Here is a 19,500-nt window from a genome sequence, read left to right as displayed (position 1 = left end):
GCACCCGAGCCCGGTCATCTCGATCCGGACGGCGTCGCCGGGGATGAGCCACTTCGGGGACGCCATCCCCACCGCCGGACCCGCCGGCGTACCGGTCGTGATGATGTCACCCGGCCGAAGGGTGGTGGTGGCGCTCACCCACTCGACGAGCTGGTAAGGGCTGTTCGCCATCTCCTTCGCATACGTGTCCTGCCGGGGTTCGTCGTTGACCCACGTCTGGATGCGAATGTCCTCGTAACCACCTGCCTCGTCGGTGGTGACCAGCCACGGCCCGGTCGGGAGAAACGTGTCCCACCCTTTCATCCGCATTACTTGAAACAGCGGGGCCGCATTCAGCTTCTTGCTCTCGCCTTCGCCGAGATCGCGGGCGCTGACGTCATTCGAAATCATGTAGCCCGCGATGTGCTCCGCGGCGCGGTCCGCGGAGATCCTCCGGCCGCCCTTGCCGATCACGACCGCGAGCTCCGCCTCGTAGTCGAACTGCGCGCACTCGACCGGACGCACGATCGAATCGGCCGGGCCCGACAGCGTCGAAGCGGGCTTGAGGAAGATGACCGGCATGGTGGGCATCTTCGCCGGGTCGATACCTTGCTCTATCAGGTGACCGAAGTAGTTCGCACCGCAGCAGAAGATGTTCGGCGGATCCACGATCGGCGGGCCAAGACGGGTTCGAGCGACCGGGATCAGCTCGTCGCCCCGTTTCAGTGCCGCGTCGACCCCCTCGCCGAGCAGAGCGAGGAACGGCAGCGCACTGCGGAGAGACCCCGCCCTCTCGAGTCCGATATCGGCGAGGACTCGTCCCAACGGCAGTACGGAGTCGCCGATGAGCGCGCCGGGAAGTTCACTGCCACGGGGACCAAAACTGACGAGCCGCATCTTCCTACATCCTTTCGAATGACAAACTGACGGAGACGGCCGGTTACTTGTCCGGCGGAGACCAGGCGATCAGCTCCGCGACGGACTTTCCCTCGCCGAGCCCCTTCAGCAATGCGGCGGGGTCGAACGGGGTGGCGCCGAGGACATAGCTGTCGCCGCCCGCGTAAAACGCGGCCAGGTCCTCCTCGGTGTACCCACTGTCGAGGTACAGCTCGACGGAGTTCTTGTCCGGGTCCTCGTAGTACATCGACATCGTCGCGCCGTGGTTGAGGCAAATCGTCGGCGTCGTCGACAAGGCGGCGAGCCGCACGTACGCCCCGCACAGCGCTTCCAGCGTCGGGTACTCGAACGCGAAATGGTTCAGCCGGGCAACAGAGCCGGTATCGGACCCCGGCAACGCCATCGACGCGGACTCATCGGTCTTCGCGACATTGAACATACCGAACCGATGGTGACTCTCGTCGATCCGCAGGAAAACCGCGCTGTGATCCGACGTCTCAACACCGATCTCGGCCTCGAGCACATCGATATACCACTGCTTCATCACTTCGTAGTTGCTGGTGTTCACAACAAGGTGGGAAAGTTTCGGTGAGGCCATTTCTTTCCTCTTCTCGACAGAAGGCACGTCGACGCGGCGTCTCGGGAATCCGCTGATCCGGCGAGAGCCGGACGGCGTCGTTGCCCTTGAGGCTAACCAGAAACCCAGTCCCAGTCAAGGACGAATTTGTCCTTGATCAGGTGAAGGAAAGGGGGTCGCATGCAAGGACCAAGTAGTCCTTGACTGGTTTCGGGTACGTGACTACGCTCGATTACGAACTGCCGGACAGCTCTTTCGTGCTGCGGCGTCTGACTTTTCCCATCGACGCGCGAGCGCCGAGATACTTACCGCATAATTCGTCTGTTTCTCCCGATCGCCGAGCGACCAGGAGGTCGTCATGTCCCTGTTTCGTCTCGACGCGAGCATCCGAGTCGAAGGCTCACACAGCCGCGAAATCGCCGACATCGTCGAGCAGGAGTGGCGTACCGCCCACCCCCGTTCACCGGTGCTCACGCGGCATATCGGCGTCGACCCGATCCCGGCGACCGCGTGGTCGACCGCGGTGAACGCGACGTACGTGCCGGCGGGCGACCGCTCCCCCGAACAGCGCGAAGCCGTGACCTTGGCAGCGGAGGCCGCTGATCAACTGATCGACGCCGACGCCTTGCTGTTCGCGGTGCCGCTGTACAACTTCGGCGTTTCGCAGCACTTCAAGGCCTGGGTGGACCTGGTGATCTGCGATCCGCGGATGACCGCGGGCGTCGAGCCCGCCACAGCGGGCAAGCAGGCGGTGCTGGTGACCGTTCGCGGCGGCAGCTACGCGCAGGGCACACCGCGCGAAGGATGGGATCATGCCACCGCCTGGATGCACCGCATTCTCGCCGACGTGTGGAAGCTGGAGCTGAAGGTCGTCGAGCTGGAGTTCACCCTGGCCGAGGTGAACCCGGCGTTCAAACCGTTCAAGGAGCTGGCCAAGCAGTTCCGCACCGCCGCCGAGCAGACCGCACACGAGCACGGCCGCAGCCTCGCCGGCACTTTGCGAGTCTGACCCCCACCCCTCGGATTCACCGGGAAGGACAACCATGTCCGTGCAAGCTGGCGCTGATTCCCGACCACTTCGGGAGCGTCTCGTGGGTTCCTGGCGGTTGGTGTCCTATGAGGTCCGGGACGGGGCCGGTGCGCTCGTGGGATACCCGTTGGGAAACGACGCCGTGGGCTACCTCGTCTACACAGTGGACGGCTTCATGTCCGTACAGCTCATGCGGCTCGGCCGCTCCAGGTATCAGGCCGGCGGACTCGGCGACGGTACCGACGCCGAGTCCGCCGAAGCCGCCCGTGGCTATGTGGCGTACGCCGGGCGCTACCACGTCGAGCGCGATTCGATTGTCGTCCACTACCCGGAGGTGAGCCTGTTCCCCAACTGGGTCCACACGCCCGCGGCCCGCGAGGTCGTCCTGGTCGAGCCACGCCTCGAACTGACCAACCCGGAAACCCTGCCGTACGGCGGCCGAGAACTTACCGCTGTCCTGCTCTGGGAACGGTTCGAGTAACCGGGCTTCGACCACCTGACCGGTCAGGGTCAGGTGGTCGATTGGCTGGTCAGGTGGTTGCGGCCAGTGCCAGGATCTCCTTGTTGGTGTGCGTATGTACCCCTGGGTTGTCCAGCTGCAGGGCGGCGATCATCGCCCTCGCCACGACCTCGGACCCGACCGGCCGGAAGCGCCTGAGCGGACCCGCCATCACATGGGCGGCGACGGGTCCGACTGCGTTCGCGATCCCCTGTCCGGAGCGCCGTTTCGTGCGGTCGCCGAGCAGCGTCCCGGGCTGGAAGATCTCGACACTGCCGTAGCCGAGGGCTGCGACGTCACGCTCGGTCTCCCCCTTGACCCGCAACAGCGAGATTCGCGACCGGGCGTTGGCACCGACTGCTGAGACGATCGCGAGTCGCTGCGCTCCGGCGCCATGGGCCAGCCGCGCCGCCTCGACCGGATAGTCGTGATCGACGCGCCGGAACTCCTCTCGGGAGGAGTTCATCGTGGTGCCGAGGCAGCAGTAGACGTCGGTGGCCTTGAAGTCCCATTGCTCGGCGAGCCGATCGAAATCGACAACGCGGACGTCCAGACGCCCCTCGGACTCGTCGAAGCCAGGGAAAGGCCGGCGGGTCAGCACCGTGATCCGGCTGTACCGGTTGTCGGTGACGAGCTGGTCCAGGCAGTGACTGCCGACGAGTCCGGTGCCACCGAGCAGCAGCGCGGTTCGAGACATAGTTGAAGCTCCCAAGGAAAAGTCAGGGCGTGTCGCAGAGTTTTGGCAGGTCGAGTTCCGTCTGGTAGTCGAACGGGACACCGCCCGCCTTGGCCATGATACGGCCGACGACGGCCTGGCCAGCGTCCGTCGACAGCAGGCTTCCCGCGGCAGCACCGATATCGGCCAGGTCTGCCGGAAGTGGAATGGCTTGGCGTTTCGTGAGATAGCTCTTGACCATCGCGATCGCGGCCGGGTTGAAGCTCGCGATGCGACGAGCAAGCCGGTATACGTGGGCGTCGAGCTCCGCGTCCGGAATGGACCGATTCACCAAGCCGTACAACTCCGCGGTATCAGCGTCGAAATCCTCGGAGCTCAGCACGAACTCCATGGCTCGTGCGCGGCCGGCGAGGAGTTGGCTCCATTCGAGTCCGCCCCCGCCTGGCAGCGCGCCGAACCCGACCTCGAGCATGGCGATTCGGGTGTTCTCCTTGCTGGCGAAGCGCATGTCGGCGCTCAGGGCGAACTCGCAGCCAAACCCGCGAGCCCGTCCGCGCAGGGTCGCGATGGTGACCACCGGGCTCGAGCTGAGCCAATGACTGAAGGCGGGCCACTCCTGGTGGATCACCATGGGTTCGGACACTCCCTCGTCGGAGATGTCGAGGCCCACGTGGTTGATGAAGAACTCCGGGTTCGCGCTTGCGAAAACGAGCACCCGAACCCCATTCGCCGAATCCTCGGCGAATGACCTGACCGACTGCAGACCGGCGAACACCGGGGAATCAACCAGGTTGAAGGGTGGATTGTCGATCACCACCGCGAAGCAGCCCGCGGAAACCTCCCGGAGCCGAACCACGTCATTCCGGATCAGCGATACCTCGGACGTACCCGGATTGCTCATGAAACGCTCCTGTCCAGGATTTGCCGCAGCGCGCCGCTCAACGCCCCGGGCTCGTCGTCGTCCCGCCCGGCCGAGCGAAAGCCGACGAACCCGTCCGGCCGGACTAGCAGCGCGCCAGTCGTCCCAAGGCCATAACGCCCCAGGAGGTCGCCGAGGAGCTCATCGACCGGAACCAGGTCGGTGCCCAGGCCGAGCACCTTGACCGGCACGGCAAGTTCGGCACGAACCTGCTCGGCGGCCCGCACCCAGCCGGCGTTGTCCGGGCCGGTAAGCAGGACGAACCCGCCGTCGTAGACGTCGATCGTCGAAATCCGCTCGCCGCCGAGACACACCCAGGAGTGCGGCGCCCGCGCACCCGGCCGGGCGGTCTGCCGGTATTCGGCGACGCTCGACTCGATCAGCTCGGTTCCATCAGGCACAATCGCGGCACTGACATATTGGTATCCGAACTGCTGTCCGTGCGAGGCGAGCTGGTCTCGTTGCGCGGGAATGCCTTCGGCGATCGCGCGGCGCGCGGGTTCTCCGGCGTCGGTCTCGATGACCGAAAGCAGACTCTTGTCCTGCGACAGGAATCCGGTCTTCTCCATCTGACGCGTGTTCTCCATCATCTTTTCACCGTTGAACTCCGCCACCGGGAGCCGCTCGGCCTCGTACGACTCGAGCAGACCGTCGCCGGCACCCCATCGCAAGCTCGCGATCAGTTTCCAGGCCAGGTTGTGCGCGTCCTGTATTCCGCTGTTCATCCCGAATCCGCCATGCGGCGGGAAATGGTGCGCGGCGTCGCCGGCCAAGAAGACCCGGCCCTCGCGCCACCTGTCAGTGACCGCCTGATCGTGACCCCAGGACCAAACTTGGTGAATGGTGAACGGCACGACCGCACCGATCGCGGCGGCGACTTCCCGCTCACAACGATCTTGGGTGACCGCGTCGACGTCGGCGCCGGGCGGGATCTCGAAGTTGTACCGCCACCGGGTGGGACTGTCGCGAATGAACGCTCCCTGGGTGTCGGGGTTGACGATCCAGATGATGGGCGAACGACGGCCACCGAGAACGGAATCCAGGTCCGCGTCGAACTGAACGTTGATCGCTGTTCCCAGCGACGCCTCACCGTGCTCACCGATCCCCAGCGCGCGCCGGGCGATACTGCGGATACCGTCCGCCCCGATCACGTACTGCGCGACGACGGAGTGCGGCGCTCCGGCCTGGTCGGTGTAGGTCACCGTGACCGAATCCTCGCCGGAGATGAGATCGACGACCTCGCAGCCGAGTTCGATGGTCACGCTGTCCAGATCGCCGGCGACCTCGGCGAGCACCGGCTCGAACATGTGCTGTCCCACGGTCGACATCATCTCCGGCGACTGCTGGGAGAAGACGCGGGCAAGCTCCTCGCTCCCGCCGAGGACGAGCTGTCCGATCTCGATCCCGTTCAAGCGGGTCATCCAGGCGATGGTGATCTCGTTGGGCATGCCGGCGGTCAACGCCTTCACCGGTTCGGCAACCGCCCATTCCCGGAAGATCTCCATCGTCCGCGCGTGTACCCCATTGGCCTTGGGATACCTGGAGAACTCGGTACGCCGTTCCAGCACCAAGCAGGTGATGCCCGCGCGGCCGAGGGCCAGCGCGGCACTCAAGCCGACGGGACCACCACCGATGATCAGGACTTCGGGATTGTCGGTCATTTCAACTTCTCCTCGTCACAACGGTGTGAGTTCGGTGACAGCGATACGGCGGCGCTGAGCTCCCGTGCCGTTTACTAGTCGTTGGTGATGAACGAAACGACGACATCCAAGGACTTCGCGAGGGTGGGGATCTCGAAGTGGTCCGCGCCGTCGAGGGTCACGTGCTCTGCCTTCGGGATCGTCGTGGCCACCAGCTCCGACTGGCCGGCGCCGTCCGCGCCGCCGTCGATGACCAGCGCGTTGGCCGTGATCAGGCCCAGGCCTTCGACGGTGACGAAGCGCTTGCTCGCCGCGAGATAGTCCGCGATCGCCGCCGGATCGTTGCCGGCGTCGGCGATGATCCCGCGAAGCAGGTTCACCATGGGATTGTCCGTGGGTTCCGACGAACGCAGACTGTCGATCAGCGGCTGGTTCATGGCCGCGCTGTGCATCCCGCCGGTCAGCACGGCGTCGGCGGCGGCGAGAACGGCGATCCGCTCGAACAGGTCCGGCTGCTCGCTCGCCGCGAGCAGCAACGCCCACGCACCGGCGGAGAACCCGATGGCGTCGACCGAACCGTGCTTGGCGGCCTCCTCGAGGAGGAGGTCTGCGGCGTCGCGCTGAGCGGAGTCTTTCGCGGTTCCATGGCCGGGAAGATCCACCCCGATCACGGCCCGGCCCGCCGCCTCCAGTTGGTCGACCCAGCCGTTCCGCCGCCACAGGGATTCGAAGTTCGACCCCATGCCGTTGATGAGAATCACCGGCCGGTCGACTGCCGCACTGACCGAGCTTGAGTCGCTCATGCCTTTTTCTCCTTGTCACGGTTACTGGAATATCGCTCGTGGCACCACGCGTCGGCTACCGGTCAAGCGCGAAGGGACACTGACCGACTCGCCTCCGGCTGGGCGAAGCGGCAGCCGGAGCGGTCTCGTCAACTCAGGATCCACGATCGACCCTGCCAGGATGGTATTTGCCAAGATGTTCTTTGTCAAGACTAGTCCGATGAGGACACCCGCGGCCGAGCGGCGCGGTCTCGATCTGATGACGCGACGGCGCGGACATTGGGTACGATGCCGGAATGGAAGGCTCCGAACATCCGTTGCACGGCGACGTCAATTGGCTACTGAACCGCGCTTGGCTCGGATTCGGCCAAAGTAAGTCCGCCGCGCTGGAGGCGACCGGGGTGACCCTCAAAGAACACTTCGTGATGGTCGCGCTGATGTCCTCGCCGATGACCCAGCTGGAGTTGTCCACACTCGTCAAGATCGACAAGTCCGTCATCTCCGCGACCCTGGACTCCCTCGAGGCCAAAGGACTGGTTGTCCGAACCCCGGATCCGCGCGACCGCAGGGCTCGCCGGCCGACCCTGACCGCCCGCGGACGCAAGCTCTGCCAGCGTGCAACAACTGCGACACAGAAGGCCGAGCAGGATCTCCTCGGCCATGTCGACCCAGCCCAGCGGCAAGCCTTCCTCGACGTACTCCGGCACTACACCTTCTCCGAGTTCGCCGACGCTCCAGGGTTCACGCGGGACCTGCAGAAATAGGGGTCGACCCGGCAAGTCCCGACCTTAGCCGCGAGCCGGAACGCGGTCAAGGACCATTTAGTCCTTATCCTGCGCGCCCGGGCGGTTCTCACGCCGTGATCGACACAGCTGCCGAAACCGGCGATCGCGAGTCCCGGCGAGATACAGTTGGCTGGTGGTTTCCAACGGACGTTCCAGCGATCTCCCGGCGGGTTCCGGCGACCGGCGAGCACGCGGCACCATGCGGTTGGGCGCGCTGGCCCAGCAGGAGATCAAAGGTCGGCTGCTGGAAGGGATCTACACCGCCGGGCAGAAGCTGTCGGTGGAGGACCTCAGCGCCGAGTTCGAGGTCAGCAGGCAGCCGATCATGGAGGCGCTGCGCGTGCTGTCCGCGGACGGGCTGGTCACCATCATCCCGCAGGTCGGGTGCCGGGTAGCCAGTTACGGCGCCCAGGAAGTGCGTGACTTCTTCGCCCTGTTCGCCGGCATGGAAGGCGCCGTCGCCGCGCTCGCCGCGACCCGCCGCACCGACGCGGACCTGCGCGCCCTGAACGAGATATCAGCCCGCATCGGGGCGCTCATCGACGAGGAAGACCTCATCGCGCGGGCCCACGCCTACCGCATCCACAATCGCGAGTTCCACGCGCAGATCCACGCGATGGCCGATTCCGCGATCATCGCGGACCTGAGCCAGCGCATGTGGGACCTCAGCGACTTCCTGATCAACACCGCCGAGCTGACCCAGCCGTTGCACAGCGTCGCCCATCGCCACCTCGATCACGAGAGCATCCGGCGGGCCCTGCAGGCCAAGGACGGCGAGCTGGCGCGGCGCACCATGGAGGACCACATCATGGCCAACGTCGTCGACCCGCACTGACTCTCTAGCGGCTTGCCTCGCCGCGCAGGCCGGCCGCCGCGGCGCGCACCGACTCGACGATGCTCTGGTAGCCGGTGCAGCGGCAGATGTTGCCGGCCAGGGCCTCCCGGATGACGGCGTCGGCCGGCTCGGCGTCGCGGGCCAGCAGCCAGCGCGTGGCGAAAATCTGACCTGGCAGGCAGAAGCCGCACTGGAAGCCGTCGTTGTCCCAGAAGGCCTGCTGCACCGGGTCCAGCTCACGGCGCTGCGCGACTCCCTCCAAAGTGATGATCTCGGCGCCGTCGGCCGCGGCCGCCAGCACCAGACAGGACTTGACGGGCTGCCCGTCGAGCTCCACCGTGCAGGAGCCGCAATCGCCGTTCAGGCATCCGGCGTGGGTGCCCTTGAGCCGAAGCTGTTCGCGGAGCACCTCGACAAGCAGGTGCCGATCTTCGCACCGGACGCGGCACGGCCGGCCGTTCACGGTCATCGACACCTCACGATCCGGGACGGGTTCGCTCGCCAGCTCGGTCATCGGTTCTCCTCAAGGGCTCGGTGCAAGGCGCGGCGCAGCACGACGCCGGCGACCATGCGGCGGTAGCTGCCCGGGGCCAGCTCGTCATCCCAGGGTTCGCCGATCTGCTCGGCGACCCAGTCGTCGAGGTCGGCGTCGCTCGGGAGCCGGCCGGAGTCGTCGAGCATCGGGGCCAAGTCGAGCCGGATCGGCCTGGTGCTGATCGCCCCGAGCGTGACCACAGCGCCTGTGTACCCGACGCCAGCAGGTGGCAGGACGGCCGCGGCAGTGGCGATCGGCCAGCTGCCTTCGGCGAGTTTGAGCTTGTAATAGCCAAGCCGGGCCGCCCGCGCCGCCACCGTGACTCCGGTCAGCAGCTCGCCGCGGCGCAGGTCCACGCTGTAGGCGTCGAGGAAGAACGCGGCCGCCGGGATGCTCCGGGGACCGCCCGGTCCATGCAGGTGCATTGTCGCGTCCAGCGCGACCAGCGCCGCGGGGACCTCTGTGGACGGATTGGCGTAGGCGGCGGAGCCGCAGATCGTGCCCTGGCAACGGATCTGCGGCCCACCGGTGATCCCGCCCGCCACCCGTTGCAGCAGCTGCGCCGCCCCAGGGAAGGCCGACGCTGCAAGCAGGTGGGCGTAGGTGACCCGGGCGCCGACGTGCACGCTGCCGGCCGTGACCGTCGCGGCGCCGAAGCCGAGCCGGCGCAGGTCGATCACGTGGTCGAGGTCGACGTCACCCCGGGTCAGGCGCGGTACCAGCATGGTGCCGCCGCCGAGCACGGCCGCACGCTCCGCGTAGGTGTCGAGGAGCGCGACAGCCTCGGCCAGCTCCGTGGGGGCATGGTGCCGCAACGCGGTCCGGATCATGATCGCGCTCCCTTGATCGCGCTCAGCAACCGCGGCGCGCTGAGCGGCATGTGGTGGACGTACACACCCAGCGGCAGCAGAGCGTCGTTGACGGCGTTAGCGACCGCGGCGAGCGCGCCGCCCACCCCGCTCTCCCCCGCTCCCTTCACGCCGAACATCGAGAACGGCGACGGGGTCTCGCGGGTCACGGTCTCGATGAACGGAAGGTCGGTGGAGCGCGGCAGGAGGTAGCGCTTGAGCGTGTCGCTGCGCAACCTGCCGTCAGCGCCGTAGACCGACTCCTCCCACAGCGCGCCGCCGATCCCCATCGCGATCGCACCGAGGAACTGGCCGCGCACGAGCATGGGGTTCACGACCGTGCCGCAGTCGTGCAGGCCGACGAAGGACAGCAGCTTCACCTGCCCGGTTTCGCGGTCCACCTCCGCCGACACGACATGCGCCGAATGCGAGTAGGAGGGATAGACGGACACGCGGCCCTGCGCGTCGGGCACGAGGTGGATGTTCTCCGGCGTGTAGGTCCGCGTCGACTCCAGCCGGCTGTGGGTGATGCCCAGTCCGGCGCCGCCCAACGTCATCACGGCATTGACCACGACCGGCAGCGGCAGCCGCTCGCCGGTGCCGGTGTCGATGACGTGCCCGTCGGCGAAGTCGCAGGCCGCCTCGGTTTTCAGCAATGACGCGGCTGCCTGCGCCAAGGTGGCGCGGACGTCGCGCGCGGCGAGTACGGCGGCGGCCCCGCCCACGGTCAGCGACCGGCTGCTGAAGTTGCCGTAACCGTAGGGGCACAGGTCCGTGTCGCCTTGTTTGACGCGGACGTCGTCCACGCCGACACCCAGCTCGGCAGCCACCAGCTGGGCGATGCCCGTCTCGTTGCCACTCCCCGGGCTGGTGACGCCGGTGAGCACGGTGACCCGGCCTGACCGGTCCACCCGCACGGTGGCGGTGTCGTGCCCACGGACCAGCGATCCCGCCAGGTCGGCGCCCTCCGGGGCGAGTTCGAACGAGATCCCGATGCCGAACAGCTGCCCCTCGGAACGCGCGGACGTGCGACGGGCGCGAAGGGCCGGATAGTCGGCAGCCTGGAGGACCTGGTCGAGCGCGGCGTGGTAGTCGCCGCCGTCGATGTGCTTGGTAGCCGTCCAGTACGGCATCTCCGCGACGGGGATGAGGTTGCGCCGCCGCACCTCGGCCGGGTCGAGGTCCAGGCGCTGCGCGACCAGGTCGACGACCCGTTCCAGCAGCAGCGCCGCCGACTCCTTGCCGTAGCCGCGTGCGCCGTTCCACGGCGCCTTGTGGGTGGCCACCGGCACCATCTCGACGTCGTAGTCGTCGATCTTGTATGGGCCGGGCAAGGTGAGCCCGGCGACGAACGCCTGCGCCCAGCCGCCGCTGGGGCCCAGCGCGCCGACGTTGGCCCGGATCCGGTCCTTGAGGGCAAGAATCCTGCCGGTGTCGTCGAAGCCGACCTCGAAGCGGTGCACGTACTCCCGAGCGCCGACCAGCAGCGACTCCTCGCGGCTCTCCAGCCACTTCACCGGCGCTCCGGCTTGGCGAGCAAGCAACGCGAGCAGCGATTCCTCGGGGTAGCTGTGGAACTTGTGGCCGAACCCGCCGCCGAGGCGCGGGGCCACCACCTGCACGTCGCTCTCGGCCATGCCGAGCACCTGCGCGAGGTGCGACCGCAGCGGATGCGGGTTCTGCGTGGAGGCGTACAAGGTGAGGCGACGGTCGGCCGACCACGTCGCCACGTACCCGCGCGTCTCCATCGGGGTCGTCTGGTAGCGCTGGATGAAGATCTCGCCCGAGAGCGTGTGTGGAGCCGCTGCCAGCTTCGCCGTGGCATCGCCTTCGGCAAAGGGCAGGCGGCAGACCGCGTTGTCCGCCCAGCCGTCGAAGACCACCGGGGCATCCGGCGCCATCGCCGCGTCGGTGTCCAGCACGAACGGCAGCAGCTCGTAGTCGACGACGATGTCCCGCACCGCCGCCTGGGCCTCCTGCAGGCTGCCGGCGACGACGGCCGCGACCGGTTCGCCCACGTAGTGCACGACGTCCACGGCGAGCGGGTGGAAGTCGGTGGTGGCGCCGCCGACCATGGCCGGGTTGTAGAAATGCGGGAGGGGTTCGGTAACCTTCGCTGCCTCTGCGCCGGTCAGCACCACCCGGACGCCCGGGCGCGCCACCGCGGCAGTGGTGTCCACGCGCAGAATCCGTGCCGCGGGGTGCGGGCTGCGCAACAACGCGGCGTGCAGTACCCCGCCGGGGAACTCGATGTCGTCGAGGTAGCCACCCTTCCCGGTGAGGACGAGGTCGCCGTCCTTGCGGCGTACCGAGCGGCCGACGAGTGATCCGGCGGTGGTGGCGGAGTCAGGTTGGGTAAGGGTCATGTGCTGCTCATTTCAGCGTCGTTGCTGCTCGAAGCCATCCCCATGCCGGTGATCCAGTCCGGAACGGGCTCGTAGGCCGTCCACTCCAGTGAGCCGCCCCACGCCGCGGTCGCGGCCGCCCAGGTCCGTACTTCCAAAGCCCCTGGCCCGGCAAGGCCTTCGACGTCTTCCGCGTCGAGCCGGCCGAGCACGGCCGGGTCAAGGGAAATCCGGTCGAGCAGCGCCCGGTCCCACGCCGCGTTGACCTGGCCTGTCGACTCACCTGCGGCGAGCGCCCGGGCCCGCGCTTCCCGGATCGGTTCCAGCTCGGCCACCCGGGAGCGGCCGTGGATGAGGAAGTCACGCCACTCGGGGGTGATCGAGGGGTCCTCCGCGGAGATCGAGGCCGGCCAGTGCGACAGTCCCCCGGACCCGACGACGAGCACGCGGGCCGCGGTAGCGGCACCACGGATCGCTTGCCCGACGGCGTGCCCGAAGTCGAAGCAACGCCGGAAGCTCGGCAGCGGCGGGCAGCCCGAGTTGACGATGATCGGCACGATCGGGACGTCCAGTGCCGGGAACAGCTTCGCGTAGACCTGGGTCAGCCCGTGGTCGATGCCCAGGTCAAGGGAGACCGCCGGATCGAAACCCCGCGCGGTCACCCCCTCGAAGATTTCCCGGGCGAGCGGACCCGCCTGCGGCAGATCACCCTGCGGTGTCCGGTAATCGCCTATCCCGTGGACGCCCCCGATCCCGATGCAGAAAGGCGGCATGCAGTCGTAGAAGAGGTTGCGCGCGTGGTCGGGCCCGAAGACGACGACGACGTCGGGCGCGAGCGCGGCCGCCGCCACGCGGAGCCGGTCGACCGATTCGGTGAAATGCCCGCCCGGCTCCTCGGGCGTGCCGGCCGGGGCGATGTTCCAGAACGGCGAATGCGACAGGTTCTCACAGCCGACGACGGTGGCCATCTGGTGTCCTTTCCGGAGCGTTGCTCGTGCTCAGACGGCCGTGCCGCCGACCAGGACGAACGCGACGAGGCACGGCTCGTCGGAGCGGTTGGACCACAGGTGGCTGGTGCCGCGCTGGATCAGCACGTCCCCCGCGGTCAGCTCCCGCTCGTCGGCGTCCAGCACCGACCAGATCGAGCCCCGCAGCACGAGCGCGTAGTCGAGAGACGCCGTGCTGTGGGTCATGCGGGAGCGCAGGCCGCTGCCGTCGTCCCACTCCCGATCCGGAGGAAACTCCACGATCCGGAACACCGACCCGGACGGGGGCGGCGAGATCTCGGCGGGGCCGCCGAGTCCGTCGTCGAAGGCCCCGGCGTTCTCGACAGGCACCTTCTCGTGACGCCAGAAGTCGGTCATCGCGAACGTCGGGGTGTCGGCGATGACCTGCACGTGCGCACAGGTCTCGTCCGATACGACGGTCGAGCGGCCATCGTCGTCGAGGCCGGTCACGAGGCGGCGGAAACGCTGCACCGAGGGCGCGACCGCGATCGGACGCTCGGACAGCGGGATGTTCTCGGACATGGTGCTCCTGAGGGTAACTAGGGAAGCAGGGACAGGCCGCCGTCGACGACGACGGTCTGCCCGGTCACGTAGGTCGCGCGGATCAGGCCGAGCACGAGCTCGGCGACCTCTTCGGGAAGCCCGGTGCGCCGCAACGGGGCCTTGTCCGAGATCTGTTCGCGGAACGCGGTCCAGTCCTCGGTCCAGCGGGTCTCGATGAAGCCCGGGGCGACGGCGTTGACCCGGATCTCCGGGCCCAGCGCGCCGCCGAGGAGCTTGCACATGTGGTGCACGGCGGCTTTGCTGACGGCGTAAGGGATGCTGCTGCCGCCGACGTCGACGCCGGCGAGGGCACCGACCACCACGATGTTGCCGTTCGGGCTCTTGCGCAGCAACGGTTCGGCGGCTTGAACGAAATGCCACGGCCCGAGCACGTTGAGCTTGAGGATGCCGTCCCAGACCTCGTCGGTGACGGCGTGGATGTCGGGGTGCGCGATCCGCGCGGTCTTCCCGGCCGCGTAGACCACCGTGTCCAGCCGGCCGTGCTCGGCTTCGACCCGCGCCACCACCTCGGTGGCCGCTCCCGGCTCCCCCAGATCGGCTTGCAGGAACCAGCCGCCGTCGAGCTCCGCGGCGACCGACTCTCCCTCGTCCACGCTCTTCGAGCTGACGACGACGACCCGATACCCCTCCTGGTCCAGCCGCCGCGCGACCGACGCCCCGATCCCGGTGGAACCACCGGCGACGACGGCGACCGCACGGTTCTCGTGTTCCGTTGCCATAGCTCAACTTCTCCTTCCGCGACGCTGCGGATCCAAGGTCCTCAGCCGGTCTTCGAATCCTGGACGGCAGCGTGCGCGGCCAGGTAGCTGAAGGTGATGATCGGGCCGAAGGTCATCCCACCGGAGATATAACCCTGGCCGGTGGGCGCCGCGCTGGCATTGCCCACCGCGTACAGCCCCGGCACCGGCTGCTCGTCGGCGCCGAGCACCTGGCCCGCGGTGTTCACGCGCGGCCCGCCCTTGGTGTCGAGGGTGCCGGGCGCCAGGATCGTCGCGTAGTAGGGACCCTTGTCCGCCAACGGGAACATCAGCCCGTTCGGGCTGTGGTTGTCGTCGGCCACCGGCCCGTGGAAGGTGATCTCGATCGGCGTCTCGCCGCGCCGGAAATCCTCGTCGACGCCGCCGCGCGCAAACCCGTTGAACCGCTCGACCGTGCCGCGCAGCGACGCGGCGAAGTCCTTCGACAGGCGCATGTTGCGGGCGCCGGCACCGAGCTTGACCAGCCGCTCGTCGAGCGCCACCGCGAGTTCTTCCAGTGTGTCGCCCGAAACGACGTGCGAAGCGTCCGATGTGGAGTCCGGAATGAACGCGCCAAGGAACCCGCCCGGAAAGCGGTCCGCCGCGCGCTGGTCCCACACCGGGAACATGAGGAAGTTCGGGTGCTCGGCGTCATGCGGGTTCCACGACAACATCTGGATCGTGCGGTCCTGGTACGGCGCCTTCTCGTTGACCGTGCGCCGCCCGGCCGAGTTGACGATGAGCAGGCTGTCGCCGGGGACGGCGAACACGCCCATCATGGTCGGGTCGCGGTGGAGCATCTTCTCGAGGACCAGCGGTGCCAGGTAAGCGGCGTCCATGTGTACGAGCGGGATCCCCAAGCGCTGTGCGATCCGGTGGAAGTCGCCCTCGTTGCTCAACGCGGCGCAGCCGCCGACGACCCGGCCGCCCAGGTAGTAACGGCGCATCTCCTCGTTGTGGGTGAAACCGCCCGAGCAGAAGACGACGGCCTTGCGGCCCCGCGCAGCGATCTCCCCGTCCGGGGTCTCCACGCGCACGCCGACGACCCGGCCGGTCTCGTCGACGATCACGCCCGCGACGCGGTGGTCGACGTGGACCGGAATCTGCCGCTGCGCCACGAGCTCGGCCAGCGCGGCGATGAACGATTCGCCGTCACCGCGCGTGCCGTCGGGGTTGTGCGGGAACAACTCCCGGCCTCGCGGCGCGGTGATCTCGGGCAGATGCATGTGGTAGTCGGGGAACTCGGCGTCCTGCTCCAACTCGGCGCCCAGCGCCTCCAGCGCGCGGAACGCGGTGTCGGCGTTGTCGTAGAGCGCGTCGAAGAGTTCGAACTCCCAGCGCGTCAAGCCGAGGTACTGATCGCTGGGGTCGAACAGCAGCGGTCGCGCCATCCGGGCGAGATACGCCAGCGCGTCCTCTTTGCGGTCGGTGGTCCCGGCCTCCTGCATGAACCGGTTGTTCGGCACCCACATCCCGGCAACGGCCTTGCGGGCCGTGCCTCCCACCCGCTCCGCCTTCTCCAGCACGACGACGCTCGCGCCCAGTTCGTGCGCGTGCAACGCCGTGGTGAACCCGGCGAGCGCGCCACCGACGACGACGATGTCCACGTCGATGTCCCAGTGCACACCGGCTGCTGATTCAGGCGCCCGAACCTCGGGATTGCCCATGACGATCGCTCCTTTACTCTTCGTTGAGAAAGTTGACGACACTGCGGTTGTAGATTTCGCGCTGCTCCCACTGAGGCCAGTGCCCGGCATCGGTGATCAGCTGGAACCGGCCGCCGGTGATCTTCTCGGCCATGTCCAGCCCGGCGCCCGCGGGCCCGGACGGGTCGTCGCTGGTCCAGATCACGAGCGTGGGGCCGGGCACCGCGGACAGGTCGGCATCGGTGATCATGTTGCGCCGTCGGACATCCGCGTCCTGCAGGCAGAGGATGTGACGCATCGACTCGGCGAATCCGGGCCGGGCGTAGATGGCCCGGCGAATCGCGACGAGCTCGTCGGTGACCACCGCGGGGTCGGCCATGAGCCACTCGAGCCGGGTCCGGATCCGCTCCTCCGACGGGTCGTCGGCGGCCGCCTGCGACAGGCCGCGGATCTTGTCCATCACCTCGGGGCGCGCCATCGTGCCGCCCGGGGTGTTGAGCACCATCTTCCCGACCCGCTCGGGATGCGCGGCGGCGAACTTCACCGCCACCCACCCACCCAGTGACTCCCCGTTGAAGTGCGCCTTGGTCACACCGAACGCGTCGAGCAGCCCGGTCAGGTGCTCGACATAGGTGTCGAGCTCCAAGTCGGACGTGGCGTGGGTGGTATAGCCATGGCCGGGATAGTCGTAGGCCAGTACCCGGAAGTGCTCGGCGAAGGCGGCGATGTTGTGGGCGTAGGCCTCCAGATGCCCGCCGGTGCCGGGCATGAGCACGAGCGTCTCACCCGCGCCGGCCTCGAACACACGGGTACGCCACGGGCCTACATCGACGTAGTGCACGCGGTGCTCGAGCGCGCCCAGCGCCACCCACACCGGCGGGTCCTCGGTCCGGGCGACCGTGGACTTCGTTGTCGTTTCGGTCATCAGAAAACTCCGCATGTCGTTGAGCGCGGCTACCAAGGGGCGTTCAGGAGCCATTCGTGCTGGGCATCGGCGAGGGCGCCTTCCCATTGCGCGGGAGGCAGGTCGAGAAACGCCCCTTGCGCGTAGAGCAGCGGATCGCCCTCGCGGGTAGCGAGTTGTCGGACTCGGCCGACGACGATCGCGTGGTCGCCCCCGTCCAGGACGGCGTGCAGGTCGCACTGGATCTGCGCGATGGCACCGTCGATCAGGGGGATGCCGTGGCGGCCGGGCGTGGTGCGCAGACCCGCGAACCGGTCGTCGCCGCGCCCGGCGAAGCGCACGGCGAGCTCCCGCTGATCCGTGCGCAGCACGTTGACGCCGAAGCCGGAGCCGGCCGTGAGGTGCTGGTGCATCGCACGTCTCCGGTCGATGCAGACCAGGACCAGCGGCGGGTCCAGCGACAGCGAGGAAAACGCGCTGACGGTGCAACCGGCGGGCTGACCGTCGCCGGTCACGGTGGTGATCACCGTGACGCCGGTGGCGAACTGGCCCATGGCGCGGCGCATCGCCCCCGCGTCCGGGGCCTCGTCCAGCGCCGGCACGGCCGGACCGGCGCTGGTCATGACGTGGCCGTGGCGGCCCGGTCACGGGCCTCGGCAACCGCCTGCTGCGGGCCGCCTGCCAAGTCGAGTGCCCGATCGACCATGCGGAAGGCGTCGGTCTTGTCGTAGGCGAGGTAGTTCATGGCGTAGAGCCGCACCGGGTCGCCCGCGTAGTAGCGCTCGTACTGCACCGCACGCTGGCCGAACCCGTCGCCGCAGAGATCCCAAGCCAGCTTGTAGAGCCGGACGCGTTCGGTGGCGTCGAGGCCGTCCGCACCCTGGAAGTAGCGGGCGATGTCGCCGCCGATCTCGCTGCCGAAGTCCTCGGCGGACGGCATCATCAGCAAACCGCCGGCGCCGAGGGTCTGTAAGACCTCGGCCGCCTTGGGATACGAGCTGGACAAGTGCATCCGCAGCGTCTGCAGCGGCCCGAACCCGCAGCGAAGCGAGTTCCCCGACGACGAGGTCTCGTGGTCGATCTCCGCGGCCCGCACCAGCGCGCGGCAGGTCTCGGTGGCCGCGACGAGCTCACCGAGCTTCTGCTGGACGTGCAGGAACCCGTCGATCTTCACCGACTGCGCGAGCTTCATCGCCACGCCGGTGATGAACTGCATCTTCACGAGCCCGCGCACGCCGGTCTGGTGGGCGGTGTGCTGGCGCAGGTTGGTCTCGGCGTACAGCTTGTTGGCCAGTGCGACATTGCCGTGCAGGAACACCCGGTCCCACGGCACGAGCACGTCGTCGAACACGACCAGCGAGTCGGCCTCTTCGAAATGCGACGACAGGGGGTGGTCGAACCGGTTGCGGGTGCCGTCGTCGAAGGGCTCGCGCGAGATCAGCCGCAACCCGGGCGTCTCGATCGGGATGGCGAACACTGCCGCGTGGCGCTCGTCGCCCGGACGCAGCCCCGGCAGGCTGTAGATGATCAGCTCGTCGGCCATCGGGGCGAGCGTGGCCAGCATCCGGGCCCCGCGTACCACCAGCCCGTCGGCGGTCTCCTCGACGACGCCCATGTGCAGGAACTGGTCGGCCTGCTCGGCCGAGCTCTTCGAGCGGTCGGTCTGCGGGGTGATCAACGCGTGGGTGAGGAACAGGTCGTTGTCGCGCACATACTCGAAGTACCGCTGCACGTTGTCGGCGTAACGCTGCCCGAACTGCGCGAACACGCCCGGCTCCTCGGCGAACGCCATCACGGTGGTGTTGAGGAAGTCGGGCGATCGCCCCATCAGACCCAGCGTGGCCTCCGACCACACGCGGAACGCCTCCCGTCGGCCCACCAGGTCCGCGTAGGACTTCGGGGCGACGAACGCGGTGCCGACCGGCCCGTGGGGCCCCGGCCGCGTCAGGATGTCCGCATACCGCGGATCGTGCTGCATATCGTACAGGTGGGCGATCTGCTGGATCGGCGCGCGAAACGCGGGATGACTCGTCACGTCTTCCACGCGTTGACCGCGCAGCCACACCTCCCTTGGCGTCTTCTGCAACCGCTCCACGTACTGGGCGCCGGACCGGACAGCCATACCGTCTCTCCCAACTAACATGCTAGCCTGCTACCTGAACATAGGCCGCTTCCCCGTGGCACGCAAGAGCGCATCCATCCCCACTAAGGACGAACTGGTCCTTGACTCGAGGGTGTCTCGCCGCTACGGTCGGCCAGGACCGTGTCGGACGGTGTCCGATCACCGCGGACCCG

General features: G+C 67.9%; 20 protein-coding genes. 4 read left to right on the top strand and 16 right to left on the bottom strand.

Annotated elements, in window-relative coordinates:
• Both JWQ81_RS14205 and JWQ81_RS14200 read right to left on the bottom strand, forming a co-directional pair.
• On the bottom strand, positions 1-876 hold an 876-nt coding region (locus JWQ81_RS14205; RefSeq protein WP_297541511.1), incomplete at its 3' end, for a fumarylacetoacetate hydrolase family protein.
• A 43-nt stretch (positions 877-919) separates the two neighbouring features.
• Positions 920-1,474: a VOC family protein gene (locus JWQ81_RS14200; protein ID WP_297541509.1), complete on the bottom strand. Its 555-nt coding sequence runs from the start codon at positions 1,472-1,474 to the stop codon at positions 920-922.
• 337 nt (positions 1,475-1,811) lie between these two features.
• Here JWQ81_RS14200 and JWQ81_RS14195 point away from each other — a divergent pair, with 337 nt between their 5' ends.
• A complete protein-coding gene (locus JWQ81_RS14195; protein ID WP_297541507.1) occupies positions 1,812-2,462 on the top strand; it encodes an NAD(P)H-dependent oxidoreductase in 651 nt (216 codons plus the stop codon).
• An 82-nt stretch (positions 2,463-2,544) separates the two neighbouring features.
• Complete coding sequence (locus tag JWQ81_RS14190) at positions 2,545-2,964, top strand: lipocalin-like domain-containing protein (protein WP_297541506.1); 420 nt, start codon at positions 2,545-2,547, stop codon at positions 2,962-2,964.
• A gap of 49 nt (positions 2,965-3,013) precedes the next feature.
• On the opposite strand, the gene JWQ81_RS14185 is transcribed toward JWQ81_RS14190, so the two are convergent.
• The 4 genes from JWQ81_RS14185 to JWQ81_RS14170 all read right to left on the bottom strand — a co-directional run bounded on the left by JWQ81_RS14185 (position 3,014) and on the right by JWQ81_RS14170 (position 7,020).
• Positions 3,014-3,679, bottom strand: coding sequence for a hypothetical protein (locus JWQ81_RS14185; RefSeq protein WP_297541504.1), 666 nt, complete (start codon positions 3,677-3,679; stop codon positions 3,014-3,016).
• A gap of 22 nt (positions 3,680-3,701) precedes the next feature.
• Complete coding sequence (locus tag JWQ81_RS14180) at positions 3,702-4,559, bottom strand: enoyl-CoA hydratase/isomerase family protein (RefSeq protein WP_297541502.1); 858 nt, start codon at positions 4,557-4,559, stop codon at positions 3,702-3,704.
• The gene (locus JWQ81_RS14175; protein WP_297541500.1) at positions 4,556-6,238 is read right to left on the bottom strand and encodes an FAD-dependent monooxygenase; all 1,683 of its coding nucleotides are present in this window, start codon (positions 6,236-6,238) and stop codon (positions 4,556-4,558) included. Before JWQ81_RS14175 ends, JWQ81_RS14180 begins: the two co-directional genes overlap by 4 nt.
• A 74-nt stretch (positions 6,239-6,312) precedes the next feature.
• On the bottom strand, positions 6,313-7,020 hold the full coding sequence (locus JWQ81_RS14170) for an alpha/beta hydrolase (RefSeq protein ID WP_297541499.1): 708 nt from the start codon (positions 7,018-7,020) through the stop codon (positions 6,313-6,315).
• 275 nt (positions 7,021-7,295) lie between these two features.
• Here JWQ81_RS14170 and JWQ81_RS14165 point away from each other — a divergent pair, with 275 nt between their 5' ends.
• Both JWQ81_RS14165 and JWQ81_RS14160 read left to right on the top strand, forming a co-directional pair.
• Entirely contained in the window at positions 7,296-7,763 is a 468-nt protein-coding gene (locus JWQ81_RS14165) for a MarR family transcriptional regulator (protein WP_297541497.1), read from the top strand.
• Positions 7,764-7,917: 154 nt separating this feature from the next.
• Positions 7,918-8,619 (top strand): GntR family transcriptional regulator, encoded by a 702-nt coding sequence (locus JWQ81_RS14160; RefSeq protein WP_297541495.1) that lies wholly within the window; start codon positions 7,918-7,920, stop codon positions 8,617-8,619.
• Positions 8,620-8,623: 4 nt separating this feature from the next.
• Here JWQ81_RS14160 and JWQ81_RS14155 read toward each other — a convergent pair whose 3' ends face one another.
• Genes JWQ81_RS14155 through hpaB form a run of 10 tightly spaced genes read right to left on the bottom strand, consistent with a single transcriptional unit; the run spans position 8,624 to position 19,327 of the window.
• Positions 8,624-9,133, bottom strand: coding sequence for a (2Fe-2S)-binding protein (locus tag JWQ81_RS14155; RefSeq protein ID WP_297541494.1), 510 nt, complete (start codon positions 9,131-9,133; stop codon positions 8,624-8,626).
• Entirely contained in the window at positions 9,130-9,984 is an 855-nt protein-coding gene (locus JWQ81_RS14150) for an FAD binding domain-containing protein (RefSeq protein ID WP_297541492.1), read from the bottom strand. Before JWQ81_RS14150 ends, JWQ81_RS14155 begins: the two co-directional genes overlap by 4 nt.
• Complete coding sequence (locus JWQ81_RS14145; protein WP_297541490.1) at positions 9,981-12,368, bottom strand: xanthine dehydrogenase family protein molybdopterin-binding subunit; 2,388 nt, start codon at positions 12,366-12,368, stop codon at positions 9,981-9,983. Before JWQ81_RS14145 ends, JWQ81_RS14150 begins: the two co-directional genes overlap by 4 nt.
• Positions 12,365-13,315, bottom strand: a complete 951-nt coding sequence (locus JWQ81_RS14140) for a 2,3-dihydroxyphenylpropionate 1,2-dioxygenase (protein ID WP_297541489.1) — start codon at positions 13,313-13,315, stop codon at positions 12,365-12,367. Before JWQ81_RS14140 ends, JWQ81_RS14145 begins: the two co-directional genes overlap by 4 nt.
• Before the next feature lie 30 nt (positions 13,316-13,345).
• Positions 13,346-13,876: a cupin domain-containing protein gene (locus tag JWQ81_RS14135; RefSeq protein WP_297541487.1), complete on the bottom strand. Its 531-nt coding sequence runs from the start codon at positions 13,874-13,876 to the stop codon at positions 13,346-13,348.
• Between the two features lie 17 nt (positions 13,877-13,893).
• Positions 13,894-14,637, bottom strand: a complete 744-nt coding sequence (locus JWQ81_RS14130; RefSeq protein ID WP_297541485.1) for an SDR family oxidoreductase — start codon at positions 14,635-14,637, stop codon at positions 13,894-13,896.
• Between the two features lie 41 nt (positions 14,638-14,678).
• Positions 14,679-16,322 (bottom strand): FAD-dependent oxidoreductase, encoded by a 1,644-nt coding sequence (locus JWQ81_RS14125; protein ID WP_297541483.1) that lies wholly within the window; start codon positions 16,320-16,322, stop codon positions 14,679-14,681.
• A gap of 13 nt (positions 16,323-16,335) precedes the next feature.
• Complete coding sequence (locus JWQ81_RS14120) at positions 16,336-17,226, bottom strand: alpha/beta fold hydrolase (RefSeq protein ID WP_297541481.1); 891 nt, start codon at positions 17,224-17,226, stop codon at positions 16,336-16,338.
• Positions 17,227-17,255: 29 nt separating this feature from the next.
• A complete protein-coding gene (locus tag JWQ81_RS14115) occupies positions 17,256-17,828 on the bottom strand; it encodes a flavin reductase family protein (RefSeq protein WP_297541479.1) in 573 nt (190 codons plus the stop codon).
• Entirely contained in the window at positions 17,825-19,327 is a 1,503-nt protein-coding gene (hpaB, locus tag JWQ81_RS14110; RefSeq protein WP_297541478.1) for a 4-hydroxyphenylacetate 3-monooxygenase, oxygenase component, read from the bottom strand. Before hpaB ends, JWQ81_RS14115 begins: the two co-directional genes overlap by 4 nt.
• Positions 19,328-19,500 lie beyond the last annotated feature (173 nt).

It is taken from the genome of Amycolatopsis sp., assembly GCF_025464955.1.
Classification (GTDB): Bacteria; Actinomycetota; Actinomycetes; order Mycobacteriales; family Pseudonocardiaceae; genus Amycolatopsis.
The sequence above is the reverse complement of the archived record's forward strand: the minus strand, read 5'-3'. Positions and strand labels throughout refer to the sequence as shown.

Bases quoted from the DNA above. Each gene is read 5' to 3' on its own strand.
- JWQ81_RS14200 (WP_297541509.1), bottom strand. From the start codon at position 1,474: ATGGCCTCACCGAAACTTTCCCACCTTGTTGTGAACACCAGCAACTAC.
- JWQ81_RS14195 (WP_297541507.1), top strand. From the start codon at position 1,812: ATGTCCCTGTTTCGTCTCGACGCGAGCATCCGAGTCGAAGGCTCACAC.
- JWQ81_RS14185 (WP_297541504.1), bottom strand. From the start codon at position 3,679: ATGTCTCGAACCGCGCTGCTGCTCGGTGGCACCGGACTCGTCGGCAGT.
- JWQ81_RS14180 (WP_297541502.1), bottom strand. From the start codon at position 4,559: ATGAGCAATCCGGGTACGTCCGAGGTATCGCTGATCCGGAATGACGTG.
- JWQ81_RS14175 (WP_297541500.1), bottom strand. From the start codon at position 6,238: ATGACCGACAATCCCGAAGTCCTGATCATCGGTGGTGGTCCCGTCGGC.
- JWQ81_RS14170 (WP_297541499.1), bottom strand. From the start codon at position 7,020: ATGAGCGACTCAAGCTCGGTCAGTGCGGCAGTCGACCGGCCGGTGATT.
- JWQ81_RS14165 (WP_297541497.1), top strand. From the start codon at position 7,296: ATGGAAGGCTCCGAACATCCGTTGCACGGCGACGTCAATTGGCTACTG.
- JWQ81_RS14155 (WP_297541494.1), bottom strand. From the start codon at position 9,133: ATGACCGAGCTGGCGAGCGAACCCGTCCCGGATCGTGAGGTGTCGATG.
- JWQ81_RS14150 (WP_297541492.1), bottom strand. From the start codon at position 9,984: ATGATCCGGACCGCGTTGCGGCACCATGCCCCCACGGAGCTGGCCGAG.
- JWQ81_RS14145 (WP_297541490.1), bottom strand. From the start codon at position 12,368: ATGACCCTTACCCAACCTGACTCCGCCACCACCGCCGGATCACTCGTC.
- JWQ81_RS14140 (WP_297541489.1), bottom strand. From the start codon at position 13,315: ATGGCCACCGTCGTCGGCTGTGAGAACCTGTCGCATTCGCCGTTCTGG.
- JWQ81_RS14135 (WP_297541487.1), bottom strand. From the start codon at position 13,876: ATGTCCGAGAACATCCCGCTGTCCGAGCGTCCGATCGCGGTCGCGCCC.
- JWQ81_RS14130 (WP_297541485.1), bottom strand. From the start codon at position 14,637: ATGGCAACGGAACACGAGAACCGTGCGGTCGCCGTCGTCGCCGGTGGT.
- JWQ81_RS14125 (WP_297541483.1), bottom strand. From the start codon at position 16,322: ATGGGCAATCCCGAGGTTCGGGCGCCTGAATCAGCAGCCGGTGTGCAC.
- JWQ81_RS14120 (WP_297541481.1), bottom strand. From the start codon at position 17,226: ATGACCGAAACGACAACGAAGTCCACGGTCGCCCGGACCGAGGACCCG.
- JWQ81_RS14115 (WP_297541479.1), bottom strand. From the start codon at position 17,828: ATGACCAGCGCCGGTCCGGCCGTGCCGGCGCTGGACGAGGCCCCGGAC.
- hpaB (WP_297541478.1), bottom strand. From the start codon at position 19,327: ATGGCTGTCCGGTCCGGCGCCCAGTACGTGGAGCGGTTGCAGAAGACG.